This is a genomic window from Rhizobium johnstonii 3841, from assembly GCF_000009265.1.
Lineage (GTDB): Bacteria > Pseudomonadota > Alphaproteobacteria > Rhizobiales > Rhizobiaceae > Rhizobium > Rhizobium acaciae.
This window is the reverse complement of the sequence record NC_008381.1, coordinates 181812-207886: the sequence shown is the minus strand read 5'-3', so window position 1 is coordinate 207886 and position 26075 is coordinate 181812. Positions and strand designations below refer to the sequence as shown.

At 55.7% G+C, this 26075-nt stretch carries 24 protein-coding genes and 2 pseudogenes; 16 read left to right on the top strand and 10 right to left on the bottom strand.

What is annotated here, in order from left to right; genetic code table 11:
* Positions 1-4 precede the first annotated feature (4 nt).
* The 5 genes and pseudogenes from ccoN to RL_RS28385 form a co-directional block, all read right to left on the bottom strand.
* Positions 5-1627 (bottom strand): cytochrome-c oxidase, cbb3-type subunit I, encoded by a 1623-nt coding sequence (gene ccoN / locus RL_RS28400; protein WP_011654240.1) that lies wholly within the window; start codon positions 1625-1627, stop codon positions 5-7.
* 401 nt (positions 1628-2028) lie between these two features.
* Positions 2029-2512 (bottom strand): annotated as a pseudogene (locus RL_RS28395) (IS5 family transposase); the annotation flags it as partial.
* Positions 2513-2982: 470 nt separating this feature from the next.
* Positions 2983-3129 (bottom strand): hypothetical protein, encoded by a 147-nt coding sequence (locus tag RL_RS40835; protein ID WP_155247461.1) that lies wholly within the window; start codon positions 3127-3129, stop codon positions 2983-2985.
* Between the two features lie 325 nt (positions 3130-3454).
* Entirely contained in the window at positions 3455-4288 is an 834-nt protein-coding gene (locus tag RL_RS28390) for a hypothetical protein (RefSeq protein ID WP_011654238.1), read from the bottom strand.
* A 3-nt stretch (positions 4289-4291) separates the two neighbouring features.
* A complete protein-coding gene (locus RL_RS28385) occupies positions 4292-4963 on the bottom strand; it encodes a hypothetical protein (protein ID WP_011654237.1) in 672 nt (223 codons plus the stop codon).
* A gap of 1070 nt (positions 4964-6033) precedes the next feature.
* Here RL_RS28385 and RL_RS28380 point away from each other — a divergent pair.
* The 12 genes and pseudogenes from RL_RS28380 to RL_RS38440 all read left to right on the top strand — a co-directional run bounded on the left by RL_RS28380 (position 6034) and on the right by RL_RS38440 (position 16773).
* Positions 6034-6885: an electron transfer flavoprotein subunit beta/FixA family protein gene (locus tag RL_RS28380; protein WP_011654236.1), complete on the top strand. Its 852-nt coding sequence runs from the start codon at positions 6034-6036 to the stop codon at positions 6883-6885.
* A 17-nt stretch (positions 6886-6902) separates the two neighbouring features.
* Positions 6903-8039, top strand: a complete 1137-nt coding sequence (locus tag RL_RS28375; RefSeq protein WP_011654235.1) for an electron transfer flavoprotein subunit alpha/FixB family protein — start codon at positions 6903-6905, stop codon at positions 8037-8039.
* A complete protein-coding gene (locus RL_RS28370) occupies positions 8026-9333 on the top strand; it encodes an NAD(P)-binding protein (protein WP_011654234.1) in 1308 nt (435 codons plus the stop codon). The genes RL_RS28375 and RL_RS28370 overlap by 14 nt, the downstream gene beginning before the upstream one ends.
* An 11-nt stretch (positions 9334-9344) precedes the next feature.
* On the top strand, positions 9345-9641 hold the full coding sequence (locus tag RL_RS28365; RefSeq protein WP_011654233.1) for a ferredoxin family protein: 297 nt from the start codon (positions 9345-9347) through the stop codon (positions 9639-9641).
* Positions 9642-9836: 195 nt separating this feature from the next.
* Complete coding sequence (gene nifA, locus RL_RS28360) at positions 9837-11396, top strand: nif-specific transcriptional activator NifA (RefSeq protein WP_011654232.1); 1560 nt, start codon at positions 9837-9839, stop codon at positions 11394-11396.
* Between the two features lie 195 nt (positions 11397-11591).
* Entirely contained in the window at positions 11592-13085 is a 1494-nt protein-coding gene (gene nifB, locus RL_RS28355; protein ID WP_011654231.1) for a nitrogenase cofactor biosynthesis protein NifB, read from the top strand.
* A gap of 15 nt (positions 13086-13100) precedes the next feature.
* Positions 13101-13295: a 4Fe-4S binding protein gene (locus RL_RS38450; protein WP_003551816.1), complete on the top strand. Its 195-nt coding sequence runs from the start codon at positions 13101-13103 to the stop codon at positions 13293-13295.
* Positions 13296-13430: 135 nt separating this feature from the next.
* Complete coding sequence (gene nifT / locus RL_RS28350; RefSeq protein ID WP_020048095.1) at positions 13431-13637, top strand: putative nitrogen fixation protein NifT; 207 nt, start codon at positions 13431-13433, stop codon at positions 13635-13637.
* 135 nt (positions 13638-13772) lie between these two features.
* Positions 13773-13965: pseudogene (locus RL_RS41190) on the top strand (hypothetical protein); the annotation flags it as partial.
* A gap of 306 nt (positions 13966-14271) precedes the next feature.
* Entirely contained in the window at positions 14272-15132 is an 861-nt protein-coding gene (locus RL_RS28340; RefSeq protein WP_011654229.1) for a hypothetical protein, read from the top strand.
* Between the two features lie 145 nt (positions 15133-15277).
* A complete protein-coding gene (locus RL_RS28335) occupies positions 15278-15847 on the top strand; it encodes a glutamate N-acetyltransferase (protein WP_011654228.1) in 570 nt (189 codons plus the stop codon).
* 163 nt (positions 15848-16010) lie between these two features.
* A protein-coding gene (locus RL_RS38440; RefSeq protein WP_122330916.1) for an IS5 family transposase occupies positions 16011-16773 on the top strand; the annotation gives its coding sequence in 2 pieces (ribosomal slippage) (positions 16011-16340 and positions 16342-16773; 762 coding nt in all).
* Positions 16774-16946: 173 nt separating this feature from the next.
* On the opposite strand, the gene RL_RS28320 is transcribed toward RL_RS38440, so the two are convergent.
* The 5 genes from RL_RS28320 to RL_RS28305 are packed head-to-tail and all read right to left on the bottom strand — an operon-like array spanning position 16947 to position 21339.
* A complete protein-coding gene (locus tag RL_RS28320) occupies positions 16947-17726 on the bottom strand; it encodes an ABC transporter permease (protein WP_011654225.1) in 780 nt (259 codons plus the stop codon).
* A gap of 3 nt (positions 17727-17729) precedes the next feature.
* Positions 17730-18764 (bottom strand): nodulation factor ABC transporter ATP-binding protein NodI, encoded by a 1035-nt coding sequence (nodI, locus tag RL_RS28315; protein WP_011654224.1) that lies wholly within the window; start codon positions 18762-18764, stop codon positions 17730-17732.
* Positions 18765-18801: 37 nt separating this feature from the next.
* On the bottom strand, positions 18802-20079 hold the full coding sequence (nodC, locus tag RL_RS28310; protein WP_011654223.1) for a chitooligosaccharide synthase NodC: 1278 nt from the start codon (positions 20077-20079) through the stop codon (positions 18802-18804).
* A gap of 22 nt (positions 20080-20101) precedes the next feature.
* The gene (gene nodB, locus RL_RS38435; protein ID WP_011654222.1) at positions 20102-20752 is read right to left on the bottom strand and encodes a chitooligosaccharide deacetylase NodB; all 651 of its coding nucleotides are present in this window, start codon (positions 20750-20752) and stop codon (positions 20102-20104) included.
* Complete coding sequence (locus tag RL_RS28305) at positions 20749-21339, bottom strand: NodA family N-acyltransferase (protein WP_003551805.1); 591 nt, start codon at positions 21337-21339, stop codon at positions 20749-20751. The genes nodB and RL_RS28305 overlap by 4 nt, the downstream gene beginning before the upstream one ends.
* A 258-nt stretch (positions 21340-21597) precedes the next feature.
* Between RL_RS28305 and RL_RS28300 the strand changes: the two genes are divergently transcribed.
* The 4 genes from RL_RS28300 (at position 21598) to nodL (ending at position 25831) form a co-directional block, all read left to right on the top strand.
* Positions 21598-22530, top strand: coding sequence for a LysR family transcriptional regulator (locus RL_RS28300; RefSeq protein ID WP_003551803.1), 933 nt, complete (start codon positions 21598-21600; stop codon positions 22528-22530).
* A gap of 644 nt (positions 22531-23174) precedes the next feature.
* On the top strand, positions 23175-23453 hold the full coding sequence (locus RL_RS28295) for an acyl carrier protein (RefSeq protein WP_011654221.1): 279 nt from the start codon (positions 23175-23177) through the stop codon (positions 23451-23453).
* Positions 23454-24665: a beta-ketoacyl-[acyl-carrier-protein] synthase family protein gene (locus tag RL_RS28290; protein ID WP_003551798.1), complete on the top strand. Its 1212-nt coding sequence runs from the start codon at positions 23454-23456 to the stop codon at positions 24663-24665.
* Positions 24666-25258: 593 nt separating this feature from the next.
* Positions 25259-25831, top strand: a complete 573-nt coding sequence (nodL, locus tag RL_RS28285) for a nodulation O-acetyltransferase NodL (protein WP_003551796.1) — start codon at positions 25259-25261, stop codon at positions 25829-25831.
* Positions 25832-26075 lie beyond the last annotated feature (244 nt).

Genomic DNA, 26075 nt, shown 5'->3' with positions numbered 1-26075 from the left:
CACCTCATTCGGCAGGCTGTGCTTGGGGCACGAAAGTGGTTGGGATCGCAGCTTCGTCGCGCAGGCGGCCACGGATCGTCATGAACACGTTCCAGGCCATGACGAGACCACCCGCCAGGTAAAGCGTTCCGCCCACGGCGCGCAGCACGTAGTAGGGGAACATGGCCGCGACCGTCTCCGCGAAGGAATAGACGAGGAAGCCCTGGGAATTGTACTCGCGCCACATCAGCCCCTGCTGGATGCCGGCAACCCAAAGCACGGCGGCGTAGATGACGATCCCGAGGGTTGCGAGCCAGAAGTGCCAGTTGACCATCCGCGGGCTATAGAGACGCTCGCGTCCCCATAGCTTCGGCGTGAGATAATAGATCGCACCGAAGGTGATCATTCCCACCCAGCCGAGAGCGCCGGAATGCACGTGGCCGATCGTCCATTCGGTATAGTGACTGAGCGAATTGACGGTTTTCACCGACATCATCGGGCCTTCGAAGGTCGACATCCCGTAAAAGGCGATGGCGACAATCATCATCCGGATGATCGGATCGGTGCGGATCTTGTCCCAGGCGCCCGAAAGGGTCATGAGACCGTTGATCATGCCGCCCCAGGAGGGCATCCAGAGCATGATCGAGAAGACCATGCCGAGGGTCTGGGCCCAGTCGGGCAGCGCCGTGTAATGCAGATGGTGCGGGCCGGCCCAGATGTACATGAAGATCAGCGCCCAGAAGTGGATAATCGAGAGCCGGTATGAATAGACGGGTCGGTTGGCCTGCTTCGGCACGAAGTAGTACATCATACCCAGGAAGCCGGCGGTGAGGAAGAAGCCGACGGCGTTGTGGCCATACCACCATTGGGTCAGCGCGTCCTGAACGCCCGAGAAGACAGAATAGCTCTTCGATCCCAGGAACGAGACGGGCACTGCAAGATTGTTGACCACGTGCAGCATCGCGATGGTGACGATGAAGGCGAGGTAGAACCAGTTTGCCACGTAGATGTGCGGCTCTTTGCGCTTCAGGATCGTTCCAAGATACACGGCGAGATAGGCGACCCAGACGATGGTCAGCCAGAGGTCGACGTACCACTCGGGCTCGGCATATTCACGGGCCTGGGTGATTCCGAGAACGTATCCGGTCGCAGCCATCACGATGAAAAGCTGGTAACCCCAGAATACGAACCAGGCCAGGCTGCCGCCGAAAAGACGCGCGCGACAGGTGCGTTGCACCACGTAGAACGACGTCATGATCAGCGCATTGCCGCCGAAGGCGAAAATGACCGCCGATGTGTGAACGGGCCGCAGCCTTCCGAAATTGAGATAAGGGGCGATGTTGAGGTCGGGAAAGGCCAGTTGCAGCGCGATGACCACGCCAACCAGGAAGCCGACTACGCCCCAGAATACCGTGGCGATCAGGCCATACCGTATCACCTCGTCGAAATAGCCTGATATATCGACTTTCCGCCGTTGGCCTGCCGGCGAAAAATCAACTCTCCTGATCAGGACAGCAGCGCCCGCGGCAAGGCAGAAGCAAAGTATCCCCATATGGACCGCAAAGAGATGATCATGCGCGAATGCGGCTAGTAGCAGCGCTAGAAACGCCGCGACCGCGATCACCATCGTTTCCGTTGTGTAATTCATGATGTCGTCCCCAGTACGCCGACGACCGCGTCGCGGCCGTCTTTCTCGCCAGGACTGTCATGAAGCGGCAAATTGCGCCTTGATCTGCGTCAACGAGAGGGCCGGTAAATGGGACAGCGCTACGCGTCTTAAGTCGTTGGCACATTCCGACTGTCATACCGTCACCCAGGGTGTTCTTGGTTCGATCTCGCGTTTTGCTGGTGGATCAGTTCTCTGGATTGCCGGAAGCATGTTGCTTTCAGCTTGTCGGTCATTCCAGACATTGCGCTGACCACGGCGATAATCTTATTTCTTCCTGCACCGCAACTCAGCTAAATGCCGAACAACTCGAGCGTAATGACAAAGATCTCGAAAACTCGACTCTCCGAATTTGACAATGGTCGTCTTTATGTTTCACCTAGAATATCGGCGCTGTGAACCACCAGGCCGACCATCAGTCCAAGCGTGTCGACGACGATATGACGCTTGCGTCCCTTGATCTTCTTGCCCGCGTCAAATGCCGCCGCTTTCCGTGGTTTTTACGCTTTGACTGTCGATCACGCCCGCAGACGGCGAGGCTTCCCGGCCTTCCAATTCACGCGCCTCCATCACAAGATGATGGTTGATCCGACCCCATAACCCTGTCGCTCGCCATTCATAGAAATAGGACTGCACAGTTGTAAAAGGCGGAAAATCCTTGGGCATCATCCGCCATTGGCACCCAGTCGTGGCGATGTAAAGCAACGCATTCACGACCTCGCGAAGATCGGTGCTACGCGGCCTGCCCAGCCGCCTCGGTTCGGGCAGGCAAGGCGAGATCAATCCCCATTCCCGGTCCGTCAGATCGCTTGCATACCGCATTGCGCGTCGGGCATATTGCCGACGGGTGAAATCAGTCCAGCCCATTGTGGTCTCCGTTCGTCCTAAGCAAACAAACAGAATCACAACTGGCTGATTTAACTCAACTCTTTTTCGGTCAGGCTCTTAGAGATCCTTACAATGTTCTTATGAGAACTTTTACTCAAATCACTGCCAGCTTTATTCTATTCTAAGCTTTATGGCCGCCCAATGCTGGCGGGAATGCAAATCGTCAGCGTCTGGGCGGCGCGCATGACGAAGGGCTGGTTGACCGACGGAGGCCGCTGTCGCGGCCGCCGTAAACAAGACCCTCGGAGCAGGCAAGATTACATGCACGCCGGCCACCGCCTATGAACTGCTCATTAGCTGCAGTTTCTTTCATCCGCCGATTGCTTCGTAGCGTGCAGAATTGGGGCCTCAGGGTGACGAGCGCGCGACAGCGGGCGGAGGTGGATATTCGACTTTCCGCCTCAACCTTCGCGCAAGACCAGAAGAGAATTGTGGGTGTAGGAAACCCCTTACTGGCAGGCGGTCAGGCCGCCCGGATTTCGAATGGCGGCAAAACCGACGCCGTCGATCGTGTTGTCGTTACGGACAATGAAGCAGTAATTCATCGGCGGGAGGTGCGGCGACGATGCAGGAGTTGGCCCCAGCCGGAATGACATAGGTGTCCGCTCCGACGATCGCAAAGACGGAGGCCGTTCCATTCGGATGGGGCACCGGCTGCTTGGTGAACAGGATCGCATCGTTCGGCGGTGCGACCGCAATGGCCTGCTAGTTCCGGGAATCGGACGAAAATACGAGTTGTGCCGCGTCGGGCAGCGCTGTTGCGAGGATAGAGACGGTGGCAATGGCAAGCCCGGCAGCGATTTTACCGCGACGTGCTGTTTGGTCAGCGGATTTCAATGTAATACGTAACGTTGCTATATTCCTTTTGTTCAAGGGTTTATTGGCTTGCTCAAGCGTCAGTGATGATCCGGATCTCTGGGTCTATGGTCCTCCTGTCGCCGAAAAGGTTCCGTCAGCTTTGTAAGTCACGGTGTAGGCCGCGTAGCCCATGGTGAAATCGCAGCATGCCGAGTTGCTCTCGTCATAAGCGACGGTGCTTCCGACCGGCTGGTAGCCCATCTTCACGAAAAAGATCTGCTTCGGTATGCAGTTCATGACGGCGTTGGGGACAGGAGCGACAAAGCTCGAGAGTATAACCGCCTGATTGTTGTTCAGGGCGACGACGCCGCAATAGAGTTCGGGATGCGGCAACGGGGTATAGGAAGGCACGTTCATGCCAAACCCTCCGATCGCAATTCCGGCTTGATTGGCGGGCGCGGAAAGTCCGAGCGGATCGAGCGTCAAGGTCGTGCAGTTGTCCGGCGAACCGTCAACCGTGGTGAGCGTAACCGGTCGGAACGCGGATGTGCTACCGACCACGGATAGTGTGGCGGCATTGAGCGAGAGAAGCGCGATCAGCTGCGAGGGCGACGCCGCCTGTTTGGTGCTGAATGCACCTGCATAGACCTGACTGTCCAAACCGAAATTGACTTGCGCTCCCGAACTTGCGTAATTGCCGATGCTTTGGCAGCCGAGACTGCCGCTGAAGACGAGACCAGGGCTCGGCAGCAACGGAAATGCGGCCTGCTTCTGGAACACATAGAAATATTGCGTCGTCTGCGAAAAGTTCCGAACGATGATCTGGTAGGACGAACTGGTCATTGCGTGTGACAATCCCCTTAGAGATCCAGCCTGTCCGCGCCCGGGCGGCGGCGGCAACCGCGAGGATGGTGCGCAGGTGAAGAGGGGACGGTTCTTCACCTGCATGGGTGCCAAGGCTTACTGGAGCTGCGTGGTCCAGGTGCCGTCAGATTTCAGGCTGACGTTGCAGACGGAATAGCCGCCAGTGAAATCGGAAAGCGCCGCGTTCACGCTCGATTGCGTGAAGTTCATCACGACACCTGGCGTGTAGGCGCCGGTCTGGACATAATATTTAAGGATCGGCTGGCAATCGGTATTGCTGGCGGGGTTTGCCTGCACGAAGTTGGAGAGCACGATGCCGCCATTGACGGCAACCGCCGAGCCGACATTGAAATAGGGCGGCGCGTTGAAGACCGGCGTGGTGATGCGGAAGGCGCCAGGCTGCACACCCTCCCCGTAGATCGGCGAGGATAGTCCGAGCGGATTAACCGTCGCGGTCGTCCAATCGTTCGGTTTGCCGCTGCTACCGGAACTCGTAGCAAGATCGATGGCGCGGCTGGCTGACGAGTAGCCGGAAGAGGCGCCGATTTGCGGCTGTGTGTTCGCCGGCTGGATGCCGGCATAATATTGCAGGTTAACCTGGAAGGTCAGGATCGCGCCCGTGTTGTCATAGTTGCCGAGCGATTGCGAGAAAAGGCTATTCGAATAGACTCTCCCCCCGCCGGTATAAATGGCCGGCTGCTGGAAGAAGTAGAAGGTTTGCGTCTGGGGTTCGCAATTTTTCACGTTGATGGTCAGCATTGTAGACATGTCGGCAACCCTTCTGCCTGAGGGATTTTGCACTTACGTGCAACAGTCGATTTGTGAGATACTCACGGCTGGTCGGCGTGGCATGTTTCGTTCCTGTTGTTTGATCTGCGACACGTTTCAGGTGCTGTGGGGTGTTAAATGCCGCACCCGATCCTCCTTCTCATTTATTTTCCTCCACGTGTTCGAACCGATGCGGTTATCCCGCAACGCGGATGCGAAAGCCGTTCCGCTGCCTCGCAATAGCTCACAAGATTCGTGCCAAGCAGGCCGATAGAGATGACGAACAATATTTACTGCGATTCCAGTTATGTGGGCGCAAAATGCGCGATTGAGAACAGGAACGCTTGTCACGTAAACGACAAAGGTGATGACAATGTCGCAAATTGTTGTATGCGTCTGAAGGACCACAAGCTGGCGCTGGCTCAGCAGTAAGGCGCGTCAGATCAAGTGGCTTCGGCTTTGGTTATGCGGTAGCTCGCCCAACCGATCAGAACGGCGTTGATGTAACGATTGAGGCGGAGAAAAGCCAAGACCTCGACGCGCTGCAGCAGCTTTTATGGACGGCTTTCGATTGATATTTCCAGCAAGGGTTACTCGACGCTTCTGGCAATCATCCTGTTCACGCCCGCAACATCAGCTAAACCGCTTGTCCAAGCCTCACTAGGCGCCCGCAGCGTTATTTTCTCGATCGCTGTGCTTCTGATCGCGCATACGGTGTCGCTAGTCAGATTATCAACGGCAAACCGAAGCGCGATACACGCCCACCGCACCAGAGCTTCAGTCCCCGTGCTATCTCCCGGGGGATTATTCGGCGTTGAAATCTTCCAACTCGTGGCGCAGCTATCATGGACTTGTCCGACCTGAAGGCTATCGAACCGCCCCTCCACTCGCGGTGGTGATCGGGGCGGATTGCGACACGACATGTCGGCAACCCTACAAAACCCCTTCGCATAGCGACAACGAAACATGTGCAATCTCGAAGGCTTACCGGCGCAACCTGATTGGCACGAGCAGTGCTCAGAGTTAGCCGGGTCCCTAAAGCCCGAATCCGATTGGGAGCTTAAACGACGATGCACATCGTGGTCTGTATCAAACAAGTGCCGGACTCAGCGCAGATACGCGTCCACCCGGTGACAAATACGATCATGCGCCAAGGCGTACCGACCATCATTAACCCATACGACCTGTTTGCTCTCGAAGAGGCACTTCAGGTTCGTGACCGCTATGGGGGCGAGGTGACCGTTCTAACGATGGGACCGCCCATGGCTGAGCAAGCGCTACGCAAAGCCCTTACCCACGGCGCAGATCGCGCAGTGCTTCTGACCGACCGCCACTTTGCCGGATCTGACACGCTGGCGACCTCGTATGCTCTTTCTCAAGCAGTAGCGAAGATTGGCGAGAGCTATGGGGGGCCTGATATCGTCTTTACGGGAAAGCAGACAATTGACGGCGACACGGCCCAGGTCGGACCCGGAATTGCAAAGAGGCTGAACCTCCAGCAACTGACTTACGTAACGAAGATTGTCTCCATTGATCCCACTTCGCGCGAGCTCATGGTTGAACGGCACGCGGAGAGCGGCACGCAGATGCTGAAGAGCACGTTGCCATGTCTCATCACCGTGCTGGAAGGTGTCAATGCTATCCGCCGGGGCTCTCTCGATGATGCTTTCCGTGCAGCGCGAAGCCAGGGTCTTAAATGGGGGGCCGCTGACGCCGGCATTGGGGAGTTGACCAAATGCGGCCTACGAGGATCGCCGACGGTCGTGAAGCGAGTATTCGCTCCTGGTCCGCGCGCCGAAAAAGCTATGCAAGTGGACATTAACGACAAAACGTTGGCCGAGGTCGCCGCGGACACGGTCGTTGCAATTTTTGCCCGCCAGCCCGTTTTGGAACGCAAGCTCACGTCCCATGGCAATCGGTGAGCAGCGAGGAGTAGATTTTGGTCGCTAGAAAAAATGAAACGCCGTCAAACGCGGTCGGCCGCGCCAGCTCAGGGAAAAAGCTGCTTAAGTGTTTCGAAGATCACCGGCACGTCTGGGTCTTCATGGAACTTGAGGGCGGCAATGTTCATCCCGTATCGATTGAACTCCTCGGCGAAGGCCGCAGACTAGCTGACAAACTGGGTGTCCAACTGGCCGGGGTAATCCTCGGTTCGTCTGAAGGCGTGGGCACCAAGCCGGCGATCGAAGAGGCCTTCGCTTACGGAGCTGATGTCGCCTATCTGGTAGAGTCGCCCCTCCTCGCCAACTATCGAAACGAACCCTTCACCAAGGCTTTGACGGATCTGGTCACTACTCACAAACCAGAAATTCTCCTTCTCGGCGCGACTACGCTCGGCCGCGACCTCGCCGGTGCTGTTGCAACGACCTTACAAACAGGGCTCACGGCTGATTGCACCGAGCTGGATGTTGATGGAGATGGTTCACTCGCAGCGACGCGGCCAACTTTCGGCGGGTCCTTGTTGTGCACGATCTACACGCTGAACAGCCGGCCGCAAATGGCAACGGTGCGGTCCAGGGTCATGGCGACGCCACAACGCTCGGATAAGCCAATTGGACGCGTTATCCAACATCAACTCCTGATGGTTGAGGAGGAGATCGTCACCAAAGTGCTCGCGTTCCTTTGTAACAGCGGGTCTGAGCAATCCGATCTGGCCAACTCCGACATCGTGGTTGGGGGCGGACTCGGCCTCGGCGCTGCAGGAAACCTTCAATACTTGAGAAACCTGGCAACGACGATCGGCGGGGGAGTCGGGTGCTCGCGCCCACTGGTCCAAAAAGGCTGGATGCCTGCTGATCGACAAATTGGTCAGTCCGGCCATACCATTAGACCCAAGCTCTACATCGCGGCGGGAATATCTGGCGCGGTCCAACATCGCGTTGGCGTCGAAGGAGCCGATCTGATTGTGGCTATCAACCTTGACGAGAACGCTCCGATCTTTGACTTCGCCCACATCGGCGTTGTCGCATGCGCGCTGGAGTTCTTGCCGGCGTTGACAGAAGCTTTCGCCAAGCGAATGCCACCGCACAACTCTATCAAGGTTATGGACCGAGGAAGGCTAGATGACCAAGGGTAAGTTCGACGCGATAGTCATTGGCGCCGGTATGTCCGGCAACGCCGCAGCGTATTCGATGGCTAGTCGCGGTCTAAAAGTGCTGCAGCTGGAGCGCGGAGAACATTCAGGCTCTAAAAATGTTCAAGGGGCTATATTGTACGCCAACATGTTGGAGGCGATTATCCCAAACTTCCGCGATGACGCTCCTCTTGAACGGCATCTGGTAGAGCAACGATTCTGGCTAATGGATGACTCGTCGCACACGGGCGTGCACTATCGCTCTGATGACTTTAACGAACTGAAGCCAAACCGGTATACGATCATCCGCGCCCAGTTTGACAAGTGGTTCTCATCCAAGGTGCGCGATGCCGGCGGCACAATCCTTTGTGAAACGACAGCGACTAGGCTCGCTCGGAACCTGAGAGGTAAAGTAGTAGGCGTTCACACGGACCGGGAGGGCGGTGTGATCCTCGCGGACGTGGTCGTCCTCGCTGAGGGCGTAAACGGACTGCTTGGAACTCGAGCCGGCTTACGCGATATACCGAGGCCAGAAAATGTGGCCCTCGCTGTCAAGGAAATGCATTTCATGCCGGAAGAGGTCATCGCAGAGCGCTTCGGCCTCAACGGTAGCGAAGGCTGTGTGATCGAAGCCGGCGGCACGATCTCACGCGGAATGGCCGGACTGGGCTTCCTTTATACCAACAAGGAGTCGATCTCGGTGGGGATCGGCTGCCTCGTCTCCGGTTTAGCGGGAGGCATGGAAAATCCGTACCGCCTTCTTGACGCCTTCAAGCGACATCCCTCGATCCGACCATTACTGGCCGGATCAGAGATAAAAGAATACGCCGCGCATCTTATTCCCGAAGGGGGCTTCAAGGCAATCCCGCAACTCTTTGGCGACGGGTGGGTGGTCGTGGGCGATGCGGCGCAACTAAACAATGCCGTGCATAGGGAGGGATCAAACCTCGCGATGACATCAGGCCTCATGGCCGGCGAAGCGATCTGTCAGATAAAGAGCCGTGGCGGCTTGATGACGAAGCGCAATCTCTCTCTATATAAGGGCATGCTGGATAAGTCGTTCGTCATGAAAGATCTGATAAAACACAAAGATCTTCCAAGCCTCCTCCACACTGACAGTCACAACTTTTTCATGACGTATCCAACGCTTATATCTCAGGCAGCGCAAAATTTTGTGCGCGTCGACGGTGAACCTAAAATCAACAGGGAGAAGGCCACAGCCGCCTCCTTTATCAAGGCACGATCCCGTTGGGGGTTGATTAGCGACGCGGTCCGCTCCGCCGTATCTTGGCGTTAAAGGAAAATTCGATGAAGGCGACCATCATTGAGCGCATTGAGGACAAGCTGTACCAAAACCGATATCTCGTCGACACTGGACGTCCGCATATAACAGTGCGACCGCACCGGTCGCCAAGCCCGAACCTGCTCGCCTTGACGCAAATCTGTCCGGCCAAATGCTACGAGCTGAACGAAATTGGTCAGGTGGCGATTGTTCCCGATGGCTGCTTGGAATGCGGCACATGCAGAGTGTTGTGCGAAGCTAGTGGCGACATAAAGTGGAATTATCCCCGGGGCGGGTTCGGGGTCCTCTTCAAATTCGGATGAGGAGTCCCTACCTCCGGCGGGATAGCAGCGACCGATCCAGCTGCATTAGCGGCGGCGATTGAATGTGCATCCACTCAACCTTTCGAAAGGCTAATTTTTGCGCCGTCGATAACACCTATTTTTAACTTAGGAATATGCGTTAGCATATTTCGTGCAGCAGGGTAAAAAGCAGTGCACCCTCCCCTGTTTGTAGGCATGATTAAACCAGAGGCGCGGCTCCATATACTCTACGACATATCCAAAGAGCTTATCTCTTCTTTTCCTCTAGACAACGTCCTGAAGGCTGCGATGAACGCCCTCGCCGAGCATCTGCGATTGCGCGATGGCGGAATCGTGATTCACGGCTCCGGAGGAGAGCCCTGGATAAACGTACGGGCTCCCATTGGGCACGACGTTCGCTCACGTTCTCTTACGATTGAACAGGCGGACACAATAAATCGTGTCATCGCTAGCGGGGAAAAGCACTTTGGGAAAAATTCTGTCGTTCTCCCCGTTAAAGTGAACCGGAAAGCAATCGGCGCATTATGGATAGATTTCGCTCAGCAAAGCGGAGCTCAGGACGAAAGCCTTCTGGCAATGATTGCCGTCCTGATCGGCTTAGCCTGCCAGCGCTATCGCGAATTGTGCAGCGATGGCTGCTCAGTCGCCGAGGAACAACAAGCAGGACAGATTCCCAAAATCAAGCCGAAGTCTCATCCCACCCAAGTCGATAAAATCGACTGGATCGTTGGGGAGAGCCTCGCGCTCAAGAGGGTATTAGCTACCACCAAGATCGTGGCCGCGACGAACTCCGCGGTGCTCTTGAGAGGAGAGAGCGGCACTGGCAAGGAATGCTTTGCAAGAGCAATACACGCGTTATCGATACGGAAAAGCAAGGCGTTTATTAAGTTGAATTGCGCCGCGCTGTCGGAGACCGTTCTGGAATCCGAATTGTTTGGCCATGAGAAGGGCGCTTTCACCGGCGCTCTCCTTCAACGAGCTGGACGTTTCGAACTGGCCAATGGCGGAACGCTGTTGCTTGATGAAATTGGCGATGTATCGCCACAATTCCAGGCAAAGTTATTGCGCGTGTTACAGGAAGGCGAATTCGAACGTCTCGGCGGAACGAAGACATTGAAAGTAGACGTTCGAGTCATATGCGCCACCAACAAAAACCTTGAAGTGGCCGTCCTTCGAGGTGAGTTCAGAGCCGACCTCTATTACCGGATCAATGTGGTGCCCATCATTTTGCCGCCACTTCGGCAGCGCGACGGTGACATTTCGCTTCTAGCGCAAGTGTTCCTCGAGCAATTCAACAAGGCAAATGATCGAAATTTCGACTTCGCGCCGTCGGCAATAGGCATTATGTCGAAATGCGCCTTCCCCGGCAATGTTCGCGAGCTGGACAACTGCGTACAAAGGACCGCTACTCTCGCCAGTTCAAATACGATCGCTTCATCAGATTTTGCCTGTCAGCAAGGCCAGTGTTCTTCGGCGCTCCTCTGGAAAGACGGCCGCGATGGCATTGACAACGACGCGGTGCATAGTCTCAACCCGCGAGATACAATGTCGAGCGGACTGGGGCTCTACGCAGGTACCCCCAGCGGTGCCACAGCCACAATGGAGGCACCGGGTCTCACTGAGCGTGATCGACTGATCAATGCAATGGTGAAGGCTGGTTGGGTGCAGGCCAAAGCAGCTCGTATCCTGGGTAAAACGCCGCGGCAGGTCGGCTATGCGCTACGCCGGTTTCGTATCGATGTGAAGAAGGAGTGACCGCGATCGCCAAGAGCTCCGTAAGCGTGGCACAACGACTTCGGGGGCGAGCTATTCATTTCTACAAGACATCTCCGGCAGCAAGCGGGGAAACGGGCGGTAAGGCGACATAAGAGCTGAAACAATAATATCTCATCGCTCGAAATCTCTCTTGCTTTTGGAGATCTAACCTTTCCTCACCAGTGGAACAGTGCAATGTCGGAACCGGAGATAAAGGTCGGGAAGACCAGCAGTGCCCTCTTCGACCGGGCGCCGATGGCTCCCTCTATGCCCGGCGGCCGCGCATCTTCGTCCCATGGCCTTTCGGTGACGGATGACATAGATGCGCGGATCTGGGAGAGAATCAAAGACCATCCCTGCTTTTCAGAGCAAGCCCACCACTATTTCGCTCGCATGCATGTCGCGGTCGCGCCAGCCTGTAACATCCAGTGCAACTACTGCAATCGCAAATATGATTGCACCAACGAAAGCCGTCCCGGGGTCGCATCAGTAAAGCTAACTCCCGACCAGGCACTACGCAAGGTGCTTGCCGTCGCCAGCAAAGTGCCGGAGCTTTCCGTAATCGGCGTTGCCGGACCGGGCGACGCTTGTTACGACTGGAGGAAAACAGTCGCGACGTTTGAAGGAGTTGCGAGAGAAATACCTGACATGAAACTATGCATCTCCACCAATGGATTGGCGCTTCCGGATCATGTCGATGAGCTAGCTGACATGAATATCGATCACGTGACGATCACTATCAACATGGTGGATCCGGAGATAGGGGCGAAGATCTATCCATGGATAATTCACGGACATCGTCGATACACTGGCATAGCAGCTGCCGGGATCCTTCACGAGCGCCAAATGTTGGGTTTGGAATTGCTGACCAAGCGCGGCATCCTCACCAAAATCAATTCGGTTATGATTCCAGGCGTCAATGACACGCACCTCGTCGAAGTTAACCGATGGATCAGAGACCGCGGCGCATTCATGCACAATGTGGTGCCCCTGATTTCCAAGCCTTCGCATGGTACTTATTACGGTCTTACGGGTCAACGTTGCCCGGAGCCGTTCGAACTGAAGGCACTTCAAGACTGTCTCGATGGCAACATTAAGCTTATGCGCCACTGCCAACAATGCCGGGCCGACGCCATCGGTTTGCTGGGCGATGATCGCGAGCGAGAGTTTGCCCTCGACCAGATCTCCACCAAAGTTGAATTCGACACCAGCAAGCGCGAGGCCTATCGCAAGCTGGTCCAGCATGAGCGAGGGGATCAACTGGCAGCAAAATTGGACGCGAACAAAGCAGTCAAGTCACTGGGTTCTTCGGGAACCCTTGCAGTTGCCGTGGCGACTAAAGGTGGCGGCCGGATCAACGAACATTTCGGTCAGGCAAGGGAACTCCAAGTGTATGCAGTCTCACTAAAGGGGATCAACTTGGTGGGACACCGCAAGGTCGAGCAGTATTGCCTCGGTGGTATAGGCGAGAAGGCCACTCTCGATCACACCATCGTTGCACTCGACGGCATCGACATTCTGCTTTCTTCCAAAATCGGCGATTGCCCAAAAAAGCGGTTGGCAGAAACTGGCGTGCGAGCCAGTGACGCATTTTCCTATGATTACATCGAGTCTGCGATTGGCGCGCTATACGCCGCCGAGTTTGGCGGCAAACCGGCAATGCCGACGGCTTTAGGCCCCTCTAATTGAATCAGGAGCTAAAACATGGCCTTCAAGATCATTGTATCCCAATGCACCCAGTGCGGCGCTTGCGAATTTGAATGTCCCTCAGATGCGATCAGTTTCAAAGGTGAGGGATATGTTGTGGATCCAAAAAAATGTACCGAGTGCAGGGGTGAGTTTGACACGCAACAATGCGCTTCGGTGTGTCCGATGCCGAAGACCTGCGTCCCTGCCTGATCGCCACCGGACTAAAGCGCAAAGACAGAGCCACGCCGGAGATATCGGCCTGCGCATATGTCGTACTAAAATAGCAGGCTTTGATAGCGCTCGACTTCCGGAGCTCCAAAGCCGCCGCAGCGAGAAGGGACATGCATGAGAGTGACAATCAGCAGAACTGACGTCGGCTTATCGGTCTATATTCACAAGAAAGACCTTGAGGAACCGATCATTTCGGTTGAGCACAAAAACCTATGGGGCGGCTTAATTTTGCTGAAAAATGGATGGCGGATAGCCCTCCCCGACCTATCGCAGAACAGGCGCCTGCCCGTTACTGTCGACGCGAGGAGGCTATCCAGTTAGCATGTGCGCAGGTTGATAGATGAGCGTCGATGCGAAGGGCAAGCTGCATACACGCCAAATAGGGGGCATCGAGTTCCCGATCCCTTGAAGGCGGCCATCGGCAAGAGGCCGCTCGTAAATCAGGCGGAATCCGATATGACGCAACTCAACGAAACAACGCTCAAAGGCCTCGTTGGCCGCATCCTTGACGATACTGGCGGAGCGTTTAGCGTGCCACTGGTACGGATCGGAGATGCACTCGGGCTATACAGGACACTGAAGATCGGGCCGGCGAATGCCGACGAACTTGCCGATGCCTCGGGATGCGCACCTCGTATACACCCGACAGCAAGGTGAAGTGCACTCCTGAATTCCAGAGCACTCGCTTCAACCTCGGACAGGCTTTCATGCAAATCAGGGAGATAGGAGACATGCTCGCTGATCCAAGAGAAACTGGGTTGCTAGCGATTGCACAGCAGTCGGCGGAGGGCGCTCTTCAATCTTCATCCAACGCGGCAAGGCGAGCCTCGGCACGGGCCGTATCGGTAATCCAAGCAATAGCCCTAATCATCAGCTTGTAACGGCATTCGTCCCCAGTGGTTCTGACATGACTTGCCTTGCAGCAATGTTCAGATCTCAAGCAGGAGAGAAAGACATGGCCCGTATCCAGGAACATGACCAATGCTACTCAAATAAGGACTACGACATCGCACGTGCCTTTTTTCACGCTAAGCCGCTGTTGCTGGCACAGATCGATGCCGCTGCCCCAAGCGACGATACAGTAGCCAACGATCAGGGGACGGTACAGTTCCACCTCATCGGCCAGAAGACCGATGATCCGCAATACAGCGGCATCATGAATGAAAACCAGGACAATCTTCTGGCAATCGGCGGTCTCATCCATGATTATATGCACACCAACTATCCTGATATTGGCTCGAAAAAGCTCGACATTAATACCTGGACGAACGTCGTCGGCCACATTCCCAACCTTTCGGCCGGACCGCAGAAACAGAAGAGCTATTCCAACAAAGTTGCCGGCACATCCGTCTCCGGCACTTTCCTCTCGCTAATCGCAAAGGCCATCGTTACCGACGGGGCATCTCTGATGACGGACTTTCAGTCGTTCTTGACCGCGATGAGCAACCTGACTTTCAGTGCCAACCGCAAGACGCCACATTACAAAGCGGTGACATGCACCTATCAGAATTATCTTCTCGGCAACGGCGGCGGGGGATACTTCGACTACGGCGCCATCGTCTTGCGGGAGATCGAGATCAAGGAACATTTCCTTGAGCTGAAATCCTGCTGCTCGTCGACGCAATACGTCAACATCGACATGAGCTACACTGAGGTCACCAATATCGTTCAAACCCGGCGCATCCGAAAAGGCGGTCCGGATTACGAGAAATTTCAGGAACTGGTGAACAAGAATTCCACCGAGCAGTTCAGGAAGGCTCAGAACTTCTTCAACGGCGGTTCGACGCCGCAACACGACATCGAGCCGCAAGTCTGACACCGGGTCGGCGCATTGCGGCTCACCCGACAAAAGTTCGGCTTAGGACGAACGCATCGACTCCAAGGAAGCGACAGGGCAACGGGGATGCTCTGTCGGGTCGTCAGATTTCGTGATCTCCGCGGCGCTCCGGAAAGGAACTGACATGAACCCATTCGCCAAAACAGTTGCGGGTCTTTTCCTCGTGGTCGGCCCTGAGAGCAATAGCCCCCTCGACGCAGAGAGGATTTGTTCAGGCTTGATCCAGAAACTGTCGGAAGATGCCTCCCGCAATCTGGATGCCCGAACCTGGGAGAACGCCGTGCAGATGGTCCCTGATCAGATAGAAAGTGCGACAACGTCGCAAACGGTGAACTGCATAATGCCGCTCGGGGGTTTGCCGGGCAACCTTGCGATGTTTTGCACCGGAGCCGTCAGTGGAAGCCATCGGCCCACACTGGCGAAATCCATTGGCTCCTACTTGGGAAAATTTGGGAAACCGACAGCGTTCAACTGCCTCATTCTGGATCAATCCGACACGGCTGAAATCCACCTCTATCTCACGTGCCTGAATGTAACGGAGGGCCGAAAATCGGAGAAATTTAGCATCTCGTCGACCCAACTTTCGGCGACGCTGAATCTTTCGAACAAGCAAACGCAGGCCACTATCACCAAGGTCTTCGGCTCCTTCCCGGCGACGAGCGACCAACCTTTCTACCTCCGCATGCTGAATTGATGCAGATGCTCACCTAATCAAGCTCAATGGAGGATATCCGTACCCGATGCTCTGGCCGCACGTAGTCCCGACTAGTTTTATCAGTGACCATGGACTAGGCGTGGACTCTTGGGATTCCCAAGTTTGAGCAAATCAGATTCAAGTCTGTCTTTTGGAGGCAGTCATGGGTGTTTTGGATCGATTGGTGCTGCGGGATGAACAGTGGGAGCGGATTGCTCCCCACATCATTGGTGACGAGCGCACGCGCGGTTCGTCAGGCCGCGACAACCGAATGTTTGTGGAGGCCGTGCTTTGGATCGTACGCACTGGCTCGCCCTGGCGTGACCTACCAGAGGTCTTCGGCGAGTGGAACAGTGTCTTCCGCCGTTTTAGCCGCTGGAGCCAGAAGGGTATCTGGTGGCGCATGTTTGCGGCGATGTCAGACGATCCAGATTTTGAATATCTGATCATCGACTCCACCATCATCCGCGCCCATCAGCACGAACTGCCGGCGCAAAAAGGGGGCTGAAGATCAGGCCCTTGGTCGCTCTCGCGGCGGCCTGAGCACCAAGATCCACATGGTGGTGCGCGGGTTGGGCTGCCCGGTTCGCTTCACACTCACCGCAGGCCAGAAAGGAGATGCGCCGCAAGCCGATGCCCTGATCGAGGGACTTCCCGCCAAGGTCGTCATGGGTGATACCGCCTATGACAGCGATCGCCTGCGCGCCGAAATCGCCGGAAAAGGCGCAGTCGCCGTCATCCCCAACAATCCTTCTCGTGCCAAAAAATATCCGCTGGACAAGGACCTCTATGCTCAGCGCCATCTGATCGAATGCTGCTTCTCAAAACTCAAGCAGTTCCGAAGGGTCGCCACGCGCTTCGAGAAAACCGCCCGAAACTACCAAGCTGTCGTCACAATCGCCGCAACCGTGCTATGGCTCAGATAACTGTCCACACGGCCTAGCGCCTCCTCCACCAAACGCGCCCGGTCAGAAATTTTGTGCGCGTGGGGATAGTTTCAAAGCAGGTCTGGATGCCATTGGAGCCGAGGTTTCCATGGCCTAATAGGATAACGGCATGGAGAGGCGATTCTTTCCTTCGAATCGTTAAGCAGCATTCATCACCGCATTAGTCGCCGCCGAAGCAATGCGGTCGACACGAGGAACGGTACGACTATGTAGATGCAGAGAACACCGATATGCAGGCAGACATTGGCGATTGGTTGGCCCAGCATTGTCGGGCGGATAAGATCTATCGAATGTGCCAAGGGCAAGAAGGCGGCTATCTGTTGGAATGCTACGGGCAATTGGTCTACGGGAAACACTGCGCCTGACAAAAACAACATCGGTGTGATGACAAGGGTTTGGTAGAATATGAAGTAATCGTAACTGGGCGCGAGGGCCGTGACGACCATTCCAAGGCTCGCAAAGGCTAAGCCCGTGATGGCGATGACCGGAAGAGCATAGAGAAGAGCCAGCCAGTGAGTGTATCCCAACATGGCGGCGACGATACCAATACCGGTGCCTGCGAGCGACGCCTTGGTTGCTGCCCACGCCATTTCCCCAACGACGATATCCCCTAGCGTGAGCTGTGTGTACAACATTGCTTCCCAGGTGCGCTGGCCCTGCATTCGGCCAAAGGCCGCATAGATAGTCTCGAAGGTTGCAGCAGTCATCGCGCTTGTCGCGATCATTCCAGCCGCCAAAAATGCAGTGTACGATACGCCGTCAACGCGCCCGACCATCACTCCCAATCCAGCGCCGAGCCCGAATAGGTATATTACGGGATCGGCTAGATTTCCGAGAATGGATGCCAGCGCCGCTTTTTTCCAAGCCAGATAGTTTCTGCGCCAAACTGCGAGCCAGTTCAAACCGCCGGCGGGTAATGTTGCTACGCCCATCGTCTACTTCTCCATCTCGCGTCCGGTTAACCGCAAGAAGACATCCTCTAGATTTGGTGGACGCTCCAGCAAGCGCAGGTTCGAATATGCACGCAGTTGCGCGCGCACCTGCTCTGGATCAGGCGTGTAGCAGAACAGGGTCTCTCCGCTGATTTCCAGTCGCCTAGCATTTGGCCTGATCAAAAGACTTAGCTCCTGCGGATCGCCACCATAAATTTCGATCACGGGACAGCCAATCTGCTCCTCGATCAGGGCATGCGGTCGGCCTTCGGCGATCTTTCGGCCAGCTTCAAGCACGCACAGCCGGTCGCACAAGCGCTCCGCCTCTTCCATGATATGGGTCGTCAGAAGAATTGTCTTGCCGCGTGCCAACAGCGATCGAAGTCGTTCCCAGATCAAGTGGCGCGCGTGTGGGTCGAGACCGGTGGTCGGCTCGTCCAAAATGAGTAGCTGCGGGTCATTAATGAGCGCACGCGCCAAAGTGAGGCGCCGCTTCATTCCTCCCGATAGGTCTGCCACACGCGTATTCGCCTTGCTTTCAAGTCGCGCAAATTCAAGCAGCGATGGGATGACCGTTTCGATTTCTCGGGTGCTCATGCGGAAGTAGCGGCCGTATACCAAAAGGTTCTCACGGACCGTGAATTCCAGGTCGAGATTATCGAACTGAGACACGATCCCGATTTTCGCGCGCGCCAAGCGAACCTGGCCCGGCTCCTGCGCTCCGAGTACAGTGATCTTGCCTACACTCGGCGACGTCATTCCTAGGATCATACGGGTGATCGTGCTTTTACCTGCGCCGTTCGGTCCTAAAAGACCAAAACATTCTCCTGCGGCGATAGTAAACGACAAGTCATTGACGACGATTTTACCACCATATGATTTCGAAACGCCGGCCAGGTCGATTGCGACTGGGGACAATGAGCCAGAAGGCGAATCCATTGCCTTAAATTTCCATTGGTGCTGCCGCTCCGATAGGATGAGATGATCCTGGTGCCGATCAGCGATCGTCGTCTTCAAATTCGTTAATTGCCCGTTCATTTCTTGTCCCAGATTTTGAGCTGCAGTGACGCGTTCATCACTCGCCACTATAGGCAATTTCAGATGTAGCCCGCCCTGGCATTTTGGTAGCGCCCTGCTGCCCAACAGTGGGCGCAATCGCGACTGATCCGCGCGACAGCCAATCGCTATTGGATAGGGTACAAAGGGCATAGGCCTTCAAGGGAATTAAGAGAAAGATGTTCACGAGCGTGTGGAGAGCAAAACCCAAAAACCTAAGTTCGCGGGCGCGATAGGCAGCCACGCTACAGCGTACAAGAGTCATGGATCCAATGACCAGGATCGTCCACCAGGGCAGTGTGGCGGTCAGCGCAAACTGGCCAATTCCTGTCAATACCGACAGCGCAAGAAGTAGCAGGCCGACATTTTGCCCGATTGCGTCCAGCGTGAGATACCGATCGAGACCAGGCAGTACAGGAAGCGCAAGCAAAGTATCCCGAAAGGTGCTGCGTGCCCACCGTAGTTGTTGGCGTAGATAAACACCCATCGTGTCTGGAACGACTGTCGCCGCGATGGCGCTCGGAACATACTCAGTTCGAAAGCCTGCGCTCAGCATGAGAATCGTCAAATGGCGATCTTCGCCGAAGTCACTCGGCTTGCCGCGATAAAGCTGCGTCTCGTACTGATCGAGCAGCGAAAGCATAGCAGACCGACGGTACATCGCACATGGGCCGCAGCAACACATAACTGCACCGAAGCGAGCTTGTGCCGCGCGCTCCTCGTTGCAGGCAAGCCAGTACTCCATGTCAATCAAGCGAGTTAGCCAGGTGTCCGCCTGGTTACTGGCTTTCATTTGGCCCATCGCCGCACCGACTGCTGGATCCCGCATTTTGTGGGCAAGCTTAGATACGACGTCGGGGGCGATCGTGGTGTCTGAGTCCACATTCAAAATGAGATCCCCAGAGGACTGGGTTATAGCGGCGATTTGCGCTTTGCGCTTTCCAACATTTTTAGGGAGAATTGTGAAGTTGAATCTCTCATCGTCTGCATAGGCAGCGCGCTGAGCCACAACCGCGTCGCGATTTTTGGAACCGTCGTCGACTACATAGATGCGCAATTTTCCGGCATAATCTTGCTCCGCAAGCGACGCGAGGCATTCCGAAAGAACGATTGGGTCCTCGTTGAAGCACGGCACGATGACATCAACGCTTGGCACGGGGTTGGTTTCAATGTCTTTCGCAGGTGTTGTTGAAATCGTTGTCCGCCTAGCATGAAAGACCTGCGCGCTCTTGTAAACGGTGGCGAGCATTGCATAAAGCGAGATGGCGGCGATGCTGGTTGTTGCGAGCAGGGTCATGGTTTCTCGTTTGTCCAGTGTTTCAGGGAAGTGAACGAATCTCGAATCCGCGGCTATGCAGTGCCGGAATAATTCGAGAGAGTGCTATGAGCGTCTGGTCACGGAGTCCGGCAAGCGAGCATTGCTCCACCTCATCGGGAGGACACCCGTCGTGCAAAAGCACGATTGCCCCAGGCCGAGCAGCAGCAAGCACCTCATCAACGATCACGTCGACGCCCGGGCAAGACCAGTCTCTAGGGTCGGCCGACCAGTGAACGGCTCCAAGTCCAGCCCTCACCGATGCTGAAAGGACGTCTTCAGTCCAAACCCCGTAAGGCGCTCGTAAGTGCCGGACCAAGGCTTGGGGACAGGCCGAGACAATAGCTTGATGCGCCTCGTCTATTTCACGTTTCACATCCTTGGGATCGCAGGTGGCGAGGTCGGGATGCGTCATGGTATGATTGGCGACATCATGACCTTCCGCCACAAGACGCCGAATGAGTTCGGGGTGATCCTTCACGTATGAGCCGATAGCAAAAAATGTCGCCGGAACGCGGTGCTCAGCTAGAACATCCAGGATTTGCGGCGTGCAGAATGGATTAGGACCGTCGTCGAACGTCAAGTAAACGCAGCGAGCTTCCTGGCCGCTTGTGTGATTGACCGGTACTTCGCTCATATATGCGGGCCGCTTCATAGTTCCGACCCGTTTCGTTCAATCAACGAGCCCGCGGGCCACTCAGTCATTGGACGGTCGACGGGAACCACCAATACGAGGACATCTTCAGTGCGCGTGGCTGGCAGGTCGGAATGCGCGTCTGGAAGCGTCGAGCGCACACGCAGCCCGGTCATGATATTTGCGGTACCGTCTCGGCAGTATCTTTCCATATGATTCCGCATGGCGTGGCGAACTGTTCCGAAAGCAAATGGAACGCTCAACTCGCGCAGAATCGGAAACATAGCGCGGACCGAGTGAGCGATTCCTAATCCTTCTAGATCCGGTCGCACTCCGTACAGGCCTAGCTCGGCCACAAGCAAATCAGTCGTACCGACTTTTATGAAGCGGCGTAACAAGCCCATGTGGCTAGCGACGCCGTGCGAGTCATATGCGATTGCGCGGCGTTCGGGCCTCGCACCACCCCAGCTTCGGCCAGTCTCGAACGGCTTGGCATTGAACGCTCCCGTCGGCCCATAGGTCTTGCAAAAAAAATCGGCGAGTTCCGCGTGGTCGGAAGCTTCCAGCTCATTTTCCCAGCATATTTTCCATCGCACTTCAGAAGACATGCAAAAGCTCCAAGTTGTTTCGTCGCCCAACCACGATCAGAGCTGCGCGATATTGTTGCGCATACTTGTTGGATTGCCGGTTAGGCAATCGAGCGGTTAAGAGATGTAAGAGTCTCAAATCGGGCCCCTGCCCGGCGCTTCGTTTTTTAGTTCCTGGTCCTGATATTGATCAAGTTCCGGGTTTTCTATAAGTGATCCGAAAGATTGGTAAAATTGATTGTTTGGATGGCAATCATCTATGGAATGGATATTCAACCCATGCGTTTTAAAGGCCTAGATCTAAACCTTCTTGTAGCACTCGACGCTCTAATGACCGAGCGCAAGCTCACAGCAGCGGCGCGCAGCATCAACCTCAGCCAACCCGCCATGAGCGCTGCCATCTCTAGGTTGCGCGACTATTTCCGCGACGACCTTTTTATCATGCAGAGACGGGAGCTAGTTCCGACCCCGCGTGCAGAGGCACTTGCCCCCGCTGTTCGCGAAGCACTCTTGCATATTCAGCTCTCCGTTATCGCTTGGGATCCAATAAACCCAGCGGAGTCCGACCGCCGATTCAGAATTATCCTCTCAGACTTCATGGCACTGGTCTTCTTCGACAAGATAATACTGCGCTTAGCTCGGGAGGCGCCAGGAGTCAGCTTCGAGTTGCTGCCACTTGACGACGATCCGGAGGAGCTTCTCCGCCGTGGTGATGTCGATTTTCTGATCCTCCCGGACTTATTCATGTCCGGCGCCCATCCGAAGGCAAGGCTTTTCGAAGAGAGACTGGTGTGCGTCGGCTGCCCTACGAACGAGCAGTTACAAGGGCAGCTCTCCTTGGAGCAATATATGTCCATGGGACATGTTGCGGCTAAGTTCGGACGTGGTCTCAAGCCTTCCGTAGAGCAATGGCTATTGATGCAGCACGGCCTCAAGAGGCGTATTGAGCTCGTCGTCCCGGGGTTTAACTTGATCCCGCCATTGCTGTCTGGCACTAATCGAATAGCAACCATCCCCCTGCGGCTGGTCAAACATTACGAACGAACTATCCCACTAAGAATCATTGAGCATCCTTTGCCGCTTGTTTCGTTCACTGAGGCTGTCCAATGGCCGGCTCTTCACAACACTGATCCTGGAAACATCTGGATGCGCGAGATTATGATCCAAGAGGCTTTGCGCATGGAATCTGAGATGGAAAGTTGTACGTCGTAAGCGGCACCGTCGGCTCATTTCACAGCCCCAGTAATTAGATCCATACGCATTGGCTGTGTTCCCAAAGGAGGTATTACGTTACAGGCGGCCCCCCGCCGCCTCAGCTCAGCTAGCAATCGAAGCTATTGCCGAGAGCGATCGTTTCTATCTGAGAAGGTGCGATTCGTAATGCTTTCCCTGGCCTCATGCAAAAGTGATTCAAAACTTTATTCCTGTAACTTATGTTCGGCCCATCGCGGAAACCAGCATCCAGCTGCGGCGACTTCCACGACCTTCCGCACATGCCTTCTGCGCGAAATTGAGCAACGCGCCGACCCGGGATAGTAGCCGAAGCTCTACTTTCGATCCCGCAATACTTGTTCTTGAGGATTTGCAACGGCGCCGGCGCGAGAAGTTAGCCGCGGCAATATGTCGAGCCACAATCCATAGTGTGGATGCTTTTGATCCACACAATCAATTTTACCAATGATGCCATATGATCCATAGCAGGGCAGCCGCGCGGCGAGATTCCGGTAAGTTTTATTGGTTTCTGTCGTCACTTCGCAGACGAGCCGGAACATCTTCCGATGTTCGCAGCAATTAGATCGAGCCTTCTCGCAAGGCCGTCGGCTTGTCGAAATTAGGCATGATGGAGAGGAATACAAATGGCTGATCAACTCACACTGGAAATTATCAGTGCGATCAATAAGCTCGTCAAAGCTGAAAACGGCGAAAGAACGAGCGTAGCCCTCGGCGAAATAACGACTGACACTGAGTTGACTTCACTTGGCATCGATTCGCTGGGTTTGGCCGATGTCCTTTGGGATCTGGAGCAGCTCTACGGCATTAAGATCGAGATGAATACGGCCGATGCCTGGTCGAACCTCAACAATATCGGCGACGTGGTGGAAGCCGTCCGTGGCTTGCTCACCAAGGAGGTCTGAATGGACAGGCGCGTCGTTATCACCGGATTGGGCGGACTGTGCGGACTGGGCACCGATGCTTCCTCTATCTGGACGGAGATGCGCGAAGGCCGCTCCGCCATCGGCCCGATCTCAAACTCAGAGATTCATGAGCTGAAGGGGATGATCGGGACCGAGATCAAGGTGCTGCCTCAACACGACATTGATCGCAAACAGCTCATCTCCATGGACCGCTTCAGCCTGCTAGCCGTGCTTGCAGCTAAACAAGCCATGCTACAGGCCGGCCTTTCGTGCAATGAAGGAAATGCCCACCGTTTCGGCGCGACAGTGGGCGTTGGCTTTGGCGGCTGGGACGCTACCGAGAAGGCCTACCGCACCCTCCTATTGGGCGGCGCGACTCGCACTGAGCTATTCACTGGGGTAAAGGCAATGCCTAGCGCGGCTGCCTGTCAGGTAAGCATGAACCTCGGGCTGCGGGGGCCAGTCTTCGGTGCCACCTCTGCCTGCGCCTCGGCCAACCATGCGATCGCTTCAGCGGTAGATCAGATCAAGCTCGGTAGGGCGGACGTTATGCTAGCTGGAGGAAGCGACGCGCCACTCGTGTGGATCGTGCTTAAGGCATGGGAAGCAATGCGCGTACTCGCTCCAGATACTTGCCGGCCATTCTCGGCCGACAGGAAAGGACTAGTTTTGGGCGAGGGTGCGGGCATGGCCGTGCTGGAAAGCTATGAGCATGCCGCCGCCCGCGGTGCAACGATGCTTGCCGAGGTCGCCGGCATCGGCCTTTCCGCCGATGCCTACCACATCGCTGCACCAGCTGTGCATGGGCCGGAGGCGGCGATGCGCGCCTGCCTTGTTGATGCGAGTTTAAATGCCGAGGATGTAGACTACCTCAACGCCCATGGCACCGGCACCAAGGCCAACGATCAGATCGAAACGACGGCGATTAAGCGCGTCTTTGGTGACCATGCTCGATCGATGTCCATCTCTTCTACCAAATCCACTCACGCGCACTGCCTCGGGGCAGCAAGTGCGCTCGAAATGATAGCCTGCGTGATGGCGATCCAAGAAGGTGTCGTGCCGCCCACCGCCAACTATCGCGAGCCAGACCCCGATTGTGACCTGGATGTGACCCCTAATGTGCCCCGGGAGCGAAAGGTGCGCGTGGCCATGAGCAACGCCTTCGCCATGGGCGGCATGAATGCTGTCCTTGCGTTCAAGCAGGTGCCATGAAGTTAAGACCGCCACGATTGAACCCCTTGTAGGGCCAGCAGCAAATGCCTGAACCAGGCGCCGCCGATTCCCTTCAGCAAGGCTTCGCTGCAATTCCGCAGATACTCAGGCATCTGAAAGCTCACGCTACACCGAATTCACCACGTGTCGCGGGGAGCTGGAGCCCGCTATTTTTCGACGCCGGGAGCTCTCACGCGGCTCGCCGGCGACCAAAGTTTAGGCCTCACCTTTTCTGCCCGCGAATAAGGAGTGTTGCTTTCGATTCCACCTCTGCCTTCACCCGATATCCCGCCAGGTGCCAGCTTGATCGCGAATTAGTCGCTGGTCCGGTGTTTTTGGGGCGCTTGCCGCTGAGTACGGAACCTGCCAAGTTGAATCCGCACATCTGATTGTGCCCTCCCCAAGCTGGTGAAACGCAAGGTCGCTGGTGCCGTCAGCCCCTTGTGCAGGATTTGCCTCGCTTGAGCAGACGACTTCAACCGGCCGCCAAAGGGGAAAGATTGCTGTTTACTCCTCTGTGAGCTCTGCCGTTATTAGTTGAATTCCAGCGGCAATCACCGACCACCCCCACGAACAAGATCTGAGAAGATACGATGACACGCAGCCAAAAAGAGAAGATGCTAGCAGGCGAAATGTACAACGCAGCGGACCCCGAGATCCAAGCCGAGTTGCTCCTCACCGGGGCTTGGTTGAAGCGGTATAATGACACGCTGGGCGACTCCGCCGAGCGGTGGAATGGGCTCCTTTTAGAACGATTGGGAGCAGTCGGGCTTGGAGCGGTTATTCGTCCTCCGTTCCACTGCGATTACGGGTTCAACATCCGGATCGGAGCTTGGGTTTACATCAATTACAACTGCGTCATTCTTGACGTGGCAGCGGTAACTATCGGTGACGGAACCGCAATAGGCCCTGCTGTGCAGATTTACACCGCGGACCATCCACATGATCCAGAGCAGCGCCAGGCTGGACTGCAGTTGGGACGACCTGTCAGCATTGGCAGGCACGCCTGGATTGGCGGTGGAGCAATCATTCTCCCGGGCGTGACAATTGGCGATCACGCTGTCATTGGCGCTGGTAGTGTGGTCACGCGAGATGTTCCTGCAGGAAGCACGGCCATGGGAAATCCAGCTCGGGTCAAGGCTGGTGGACGCTTGCCGAAATCATAAAAGCAGGCCTTGGGGTAAATCCGGCGGTAAAGGGCTGGTTTCTTTGCTTCTGCGAACGGACTTCTGGCCGCCATGGCCCTTTCGGTTCCAACTGTCGGCACTTTCACTCTGACGCCAACCTCTTTGCAAATGCGGCTGCGCAGTCCTGCTGACCGATTCGTGATCATGTTTGCATGCAAAGGGGCAACTACGCCTTAGGGTCAGCCCGCAGACACATACCGCTTCACCTGCAGAAAAACGAATT

What these genes read in the sequence shown, in the direction of transcription:
- ccoN (WP_011654240.1), bottom strand. Translation starts at nt 1,627, where the DNA reads ATGAATTACACAACGGAAACGATGGTGATCGCGGTCGCGGCGTTTCTA.
- RL_RS40835 (WP_155247461.1), bottom strand. Translation starts at nt 3,129, where the DNA reads ATGTCATTCCGGCTGGGGCCAACTCCTGCATCGTCGCCGCACCTCCCG.
- RL_RS28385 (WP_011654237.1), bottom strand. Translation starts at nt 4,963, where the DNA reads ATGTCTACAATGCTGACCATCAACGTGAAAAATTGCGAACCCCAGACG.
- RL_RS28380 (WP_011654236.1), top strand. Translation starts at nt 6,034, where the DNA reads ATGCACATCGTGGTCTGTATCAAACAAGTGCCGGACTCAGCGCAGATA.
- RL_RS28370 (WP_011654234.1), top strand. Translation starts at nt 8,026, where the DNA reads ATGACCAAGGGTAAGTTCGACGCGATAGTCATTGGCGCCGGTATGTCC.
- RL_RS28365 (WP_011654233.1), top strand. Translation starts at nt 9,345, where the DNA reads ATGAAGGCGACCATCATTGAGCGCATTGAGGACAAGCTGTACCAAAAC.
- nifA (WP_011654232.1), top strand. Translation starts at nt 9,837, where the DNA reads ATGATTAAACCAGAGGCGCGGCTCCATATACTCTACGACATATCCAAA.
- nifB (WP_011654231.1), top strand. Translation starts at nt 11,592, where the DNA reads ATGTCGGAACCGGAGATAAAGGTCGGGAAGACCAGCAGTGCCCTCTTC.
- RL_RS38450 (WP_003551816.1), top strand. Translation starts at nt 13,101, where the DNA reads ATGGCCTTCAAGATCATTGTATCCCAATGCACCCAGTGCGGCGCTTGC.
- nifT (WP_020048095.1), top strand. Translation starts at nt 13,431, where the DNA reads ATGAGAGTGACAATCAGCAGAACTGACGTCGGCTTATCGGTCTATATT.
- RL_RS28340 (WP_011654229.1), top strand. Translation starts at nt 14,272, where the DNA reads ATGGCCCGTATCCAGGAACATGACCAATGCTACTCAAATAAGGACTAC.
- RL_RS28335 (WP_011654228.1), top strand. Translation starts at nt 15,278, where the DNA reads ATGAACCCATTCGCCAAAACAGTTGCGGGTCTTTTCCTCGTGGTCGGC.
- RL_RS28320 (WP_011654225.1), bottom strand. Translation starts at nt 17,726, where the DNA reads ATGGGCGTAGCAACATTACCCGCCGGCGGTTTGAACTGGCTCGCAGTT.
- nodI (WP_011654224.1), bottom strand. Translation starts at nt 18,764, where the DNA reads ATGAACGGGCAATTAACGAATTTGAAGACGACGATCGCTGATCGGCAC.
- nodC (WP_011654223.1), bottom strand. Translation starts at nt 20,079, where the DNA reads ATGACCCTGCTCGCAACAACCAGCATCGCCGCCATCTCGCTTTATGCA.
- nodB (WP_011654222.1), bottom strand. Translation starts at nt 20,752, where the DNA reads ATGAAGCGGCCCGCATATATGAGCGAAGTACCGGTCAATCACACAAGC.
- RL_RS28305 (WP_003551805.1), bottom strand. Translation starts at nt 21,339, where the DNA reads ATGTCTTCTGAAGTGCGATGGAAAATATGCTGGGAAAATGAGCTGGAA.
- RL_RS28300 (WP_003551803.1), top strand. Translation starts at nt 21,598, where the DNA reads ATGCGTTTTAAAGGCCTAGATCTAAACCTTCTTGTAGCACTCGACGCT.
- RL_RS28295 (WP_011654221.1), top strand. Translation starts at nt 23,175, where the DNA reads ATGGCTGATCAACTCACACTGGAAATTATCAGTGCGATCAATAAGCTC.
- RL_RS28290 (WP_003551798.1), top strand. Translation starts at nt 23,454, where the DNA reads ATGGACAGGCGCGTCGTTATCACCGGATTGGGCGGACTGTGCGGACTG.
- nodL (WP_003551796.1), top strand. Translation starts at nt 25,259, where the DNA reads ATGACACGCAGCCAAAAAGAGAAGATGCTAGCAGGCGAAATGTACAAC.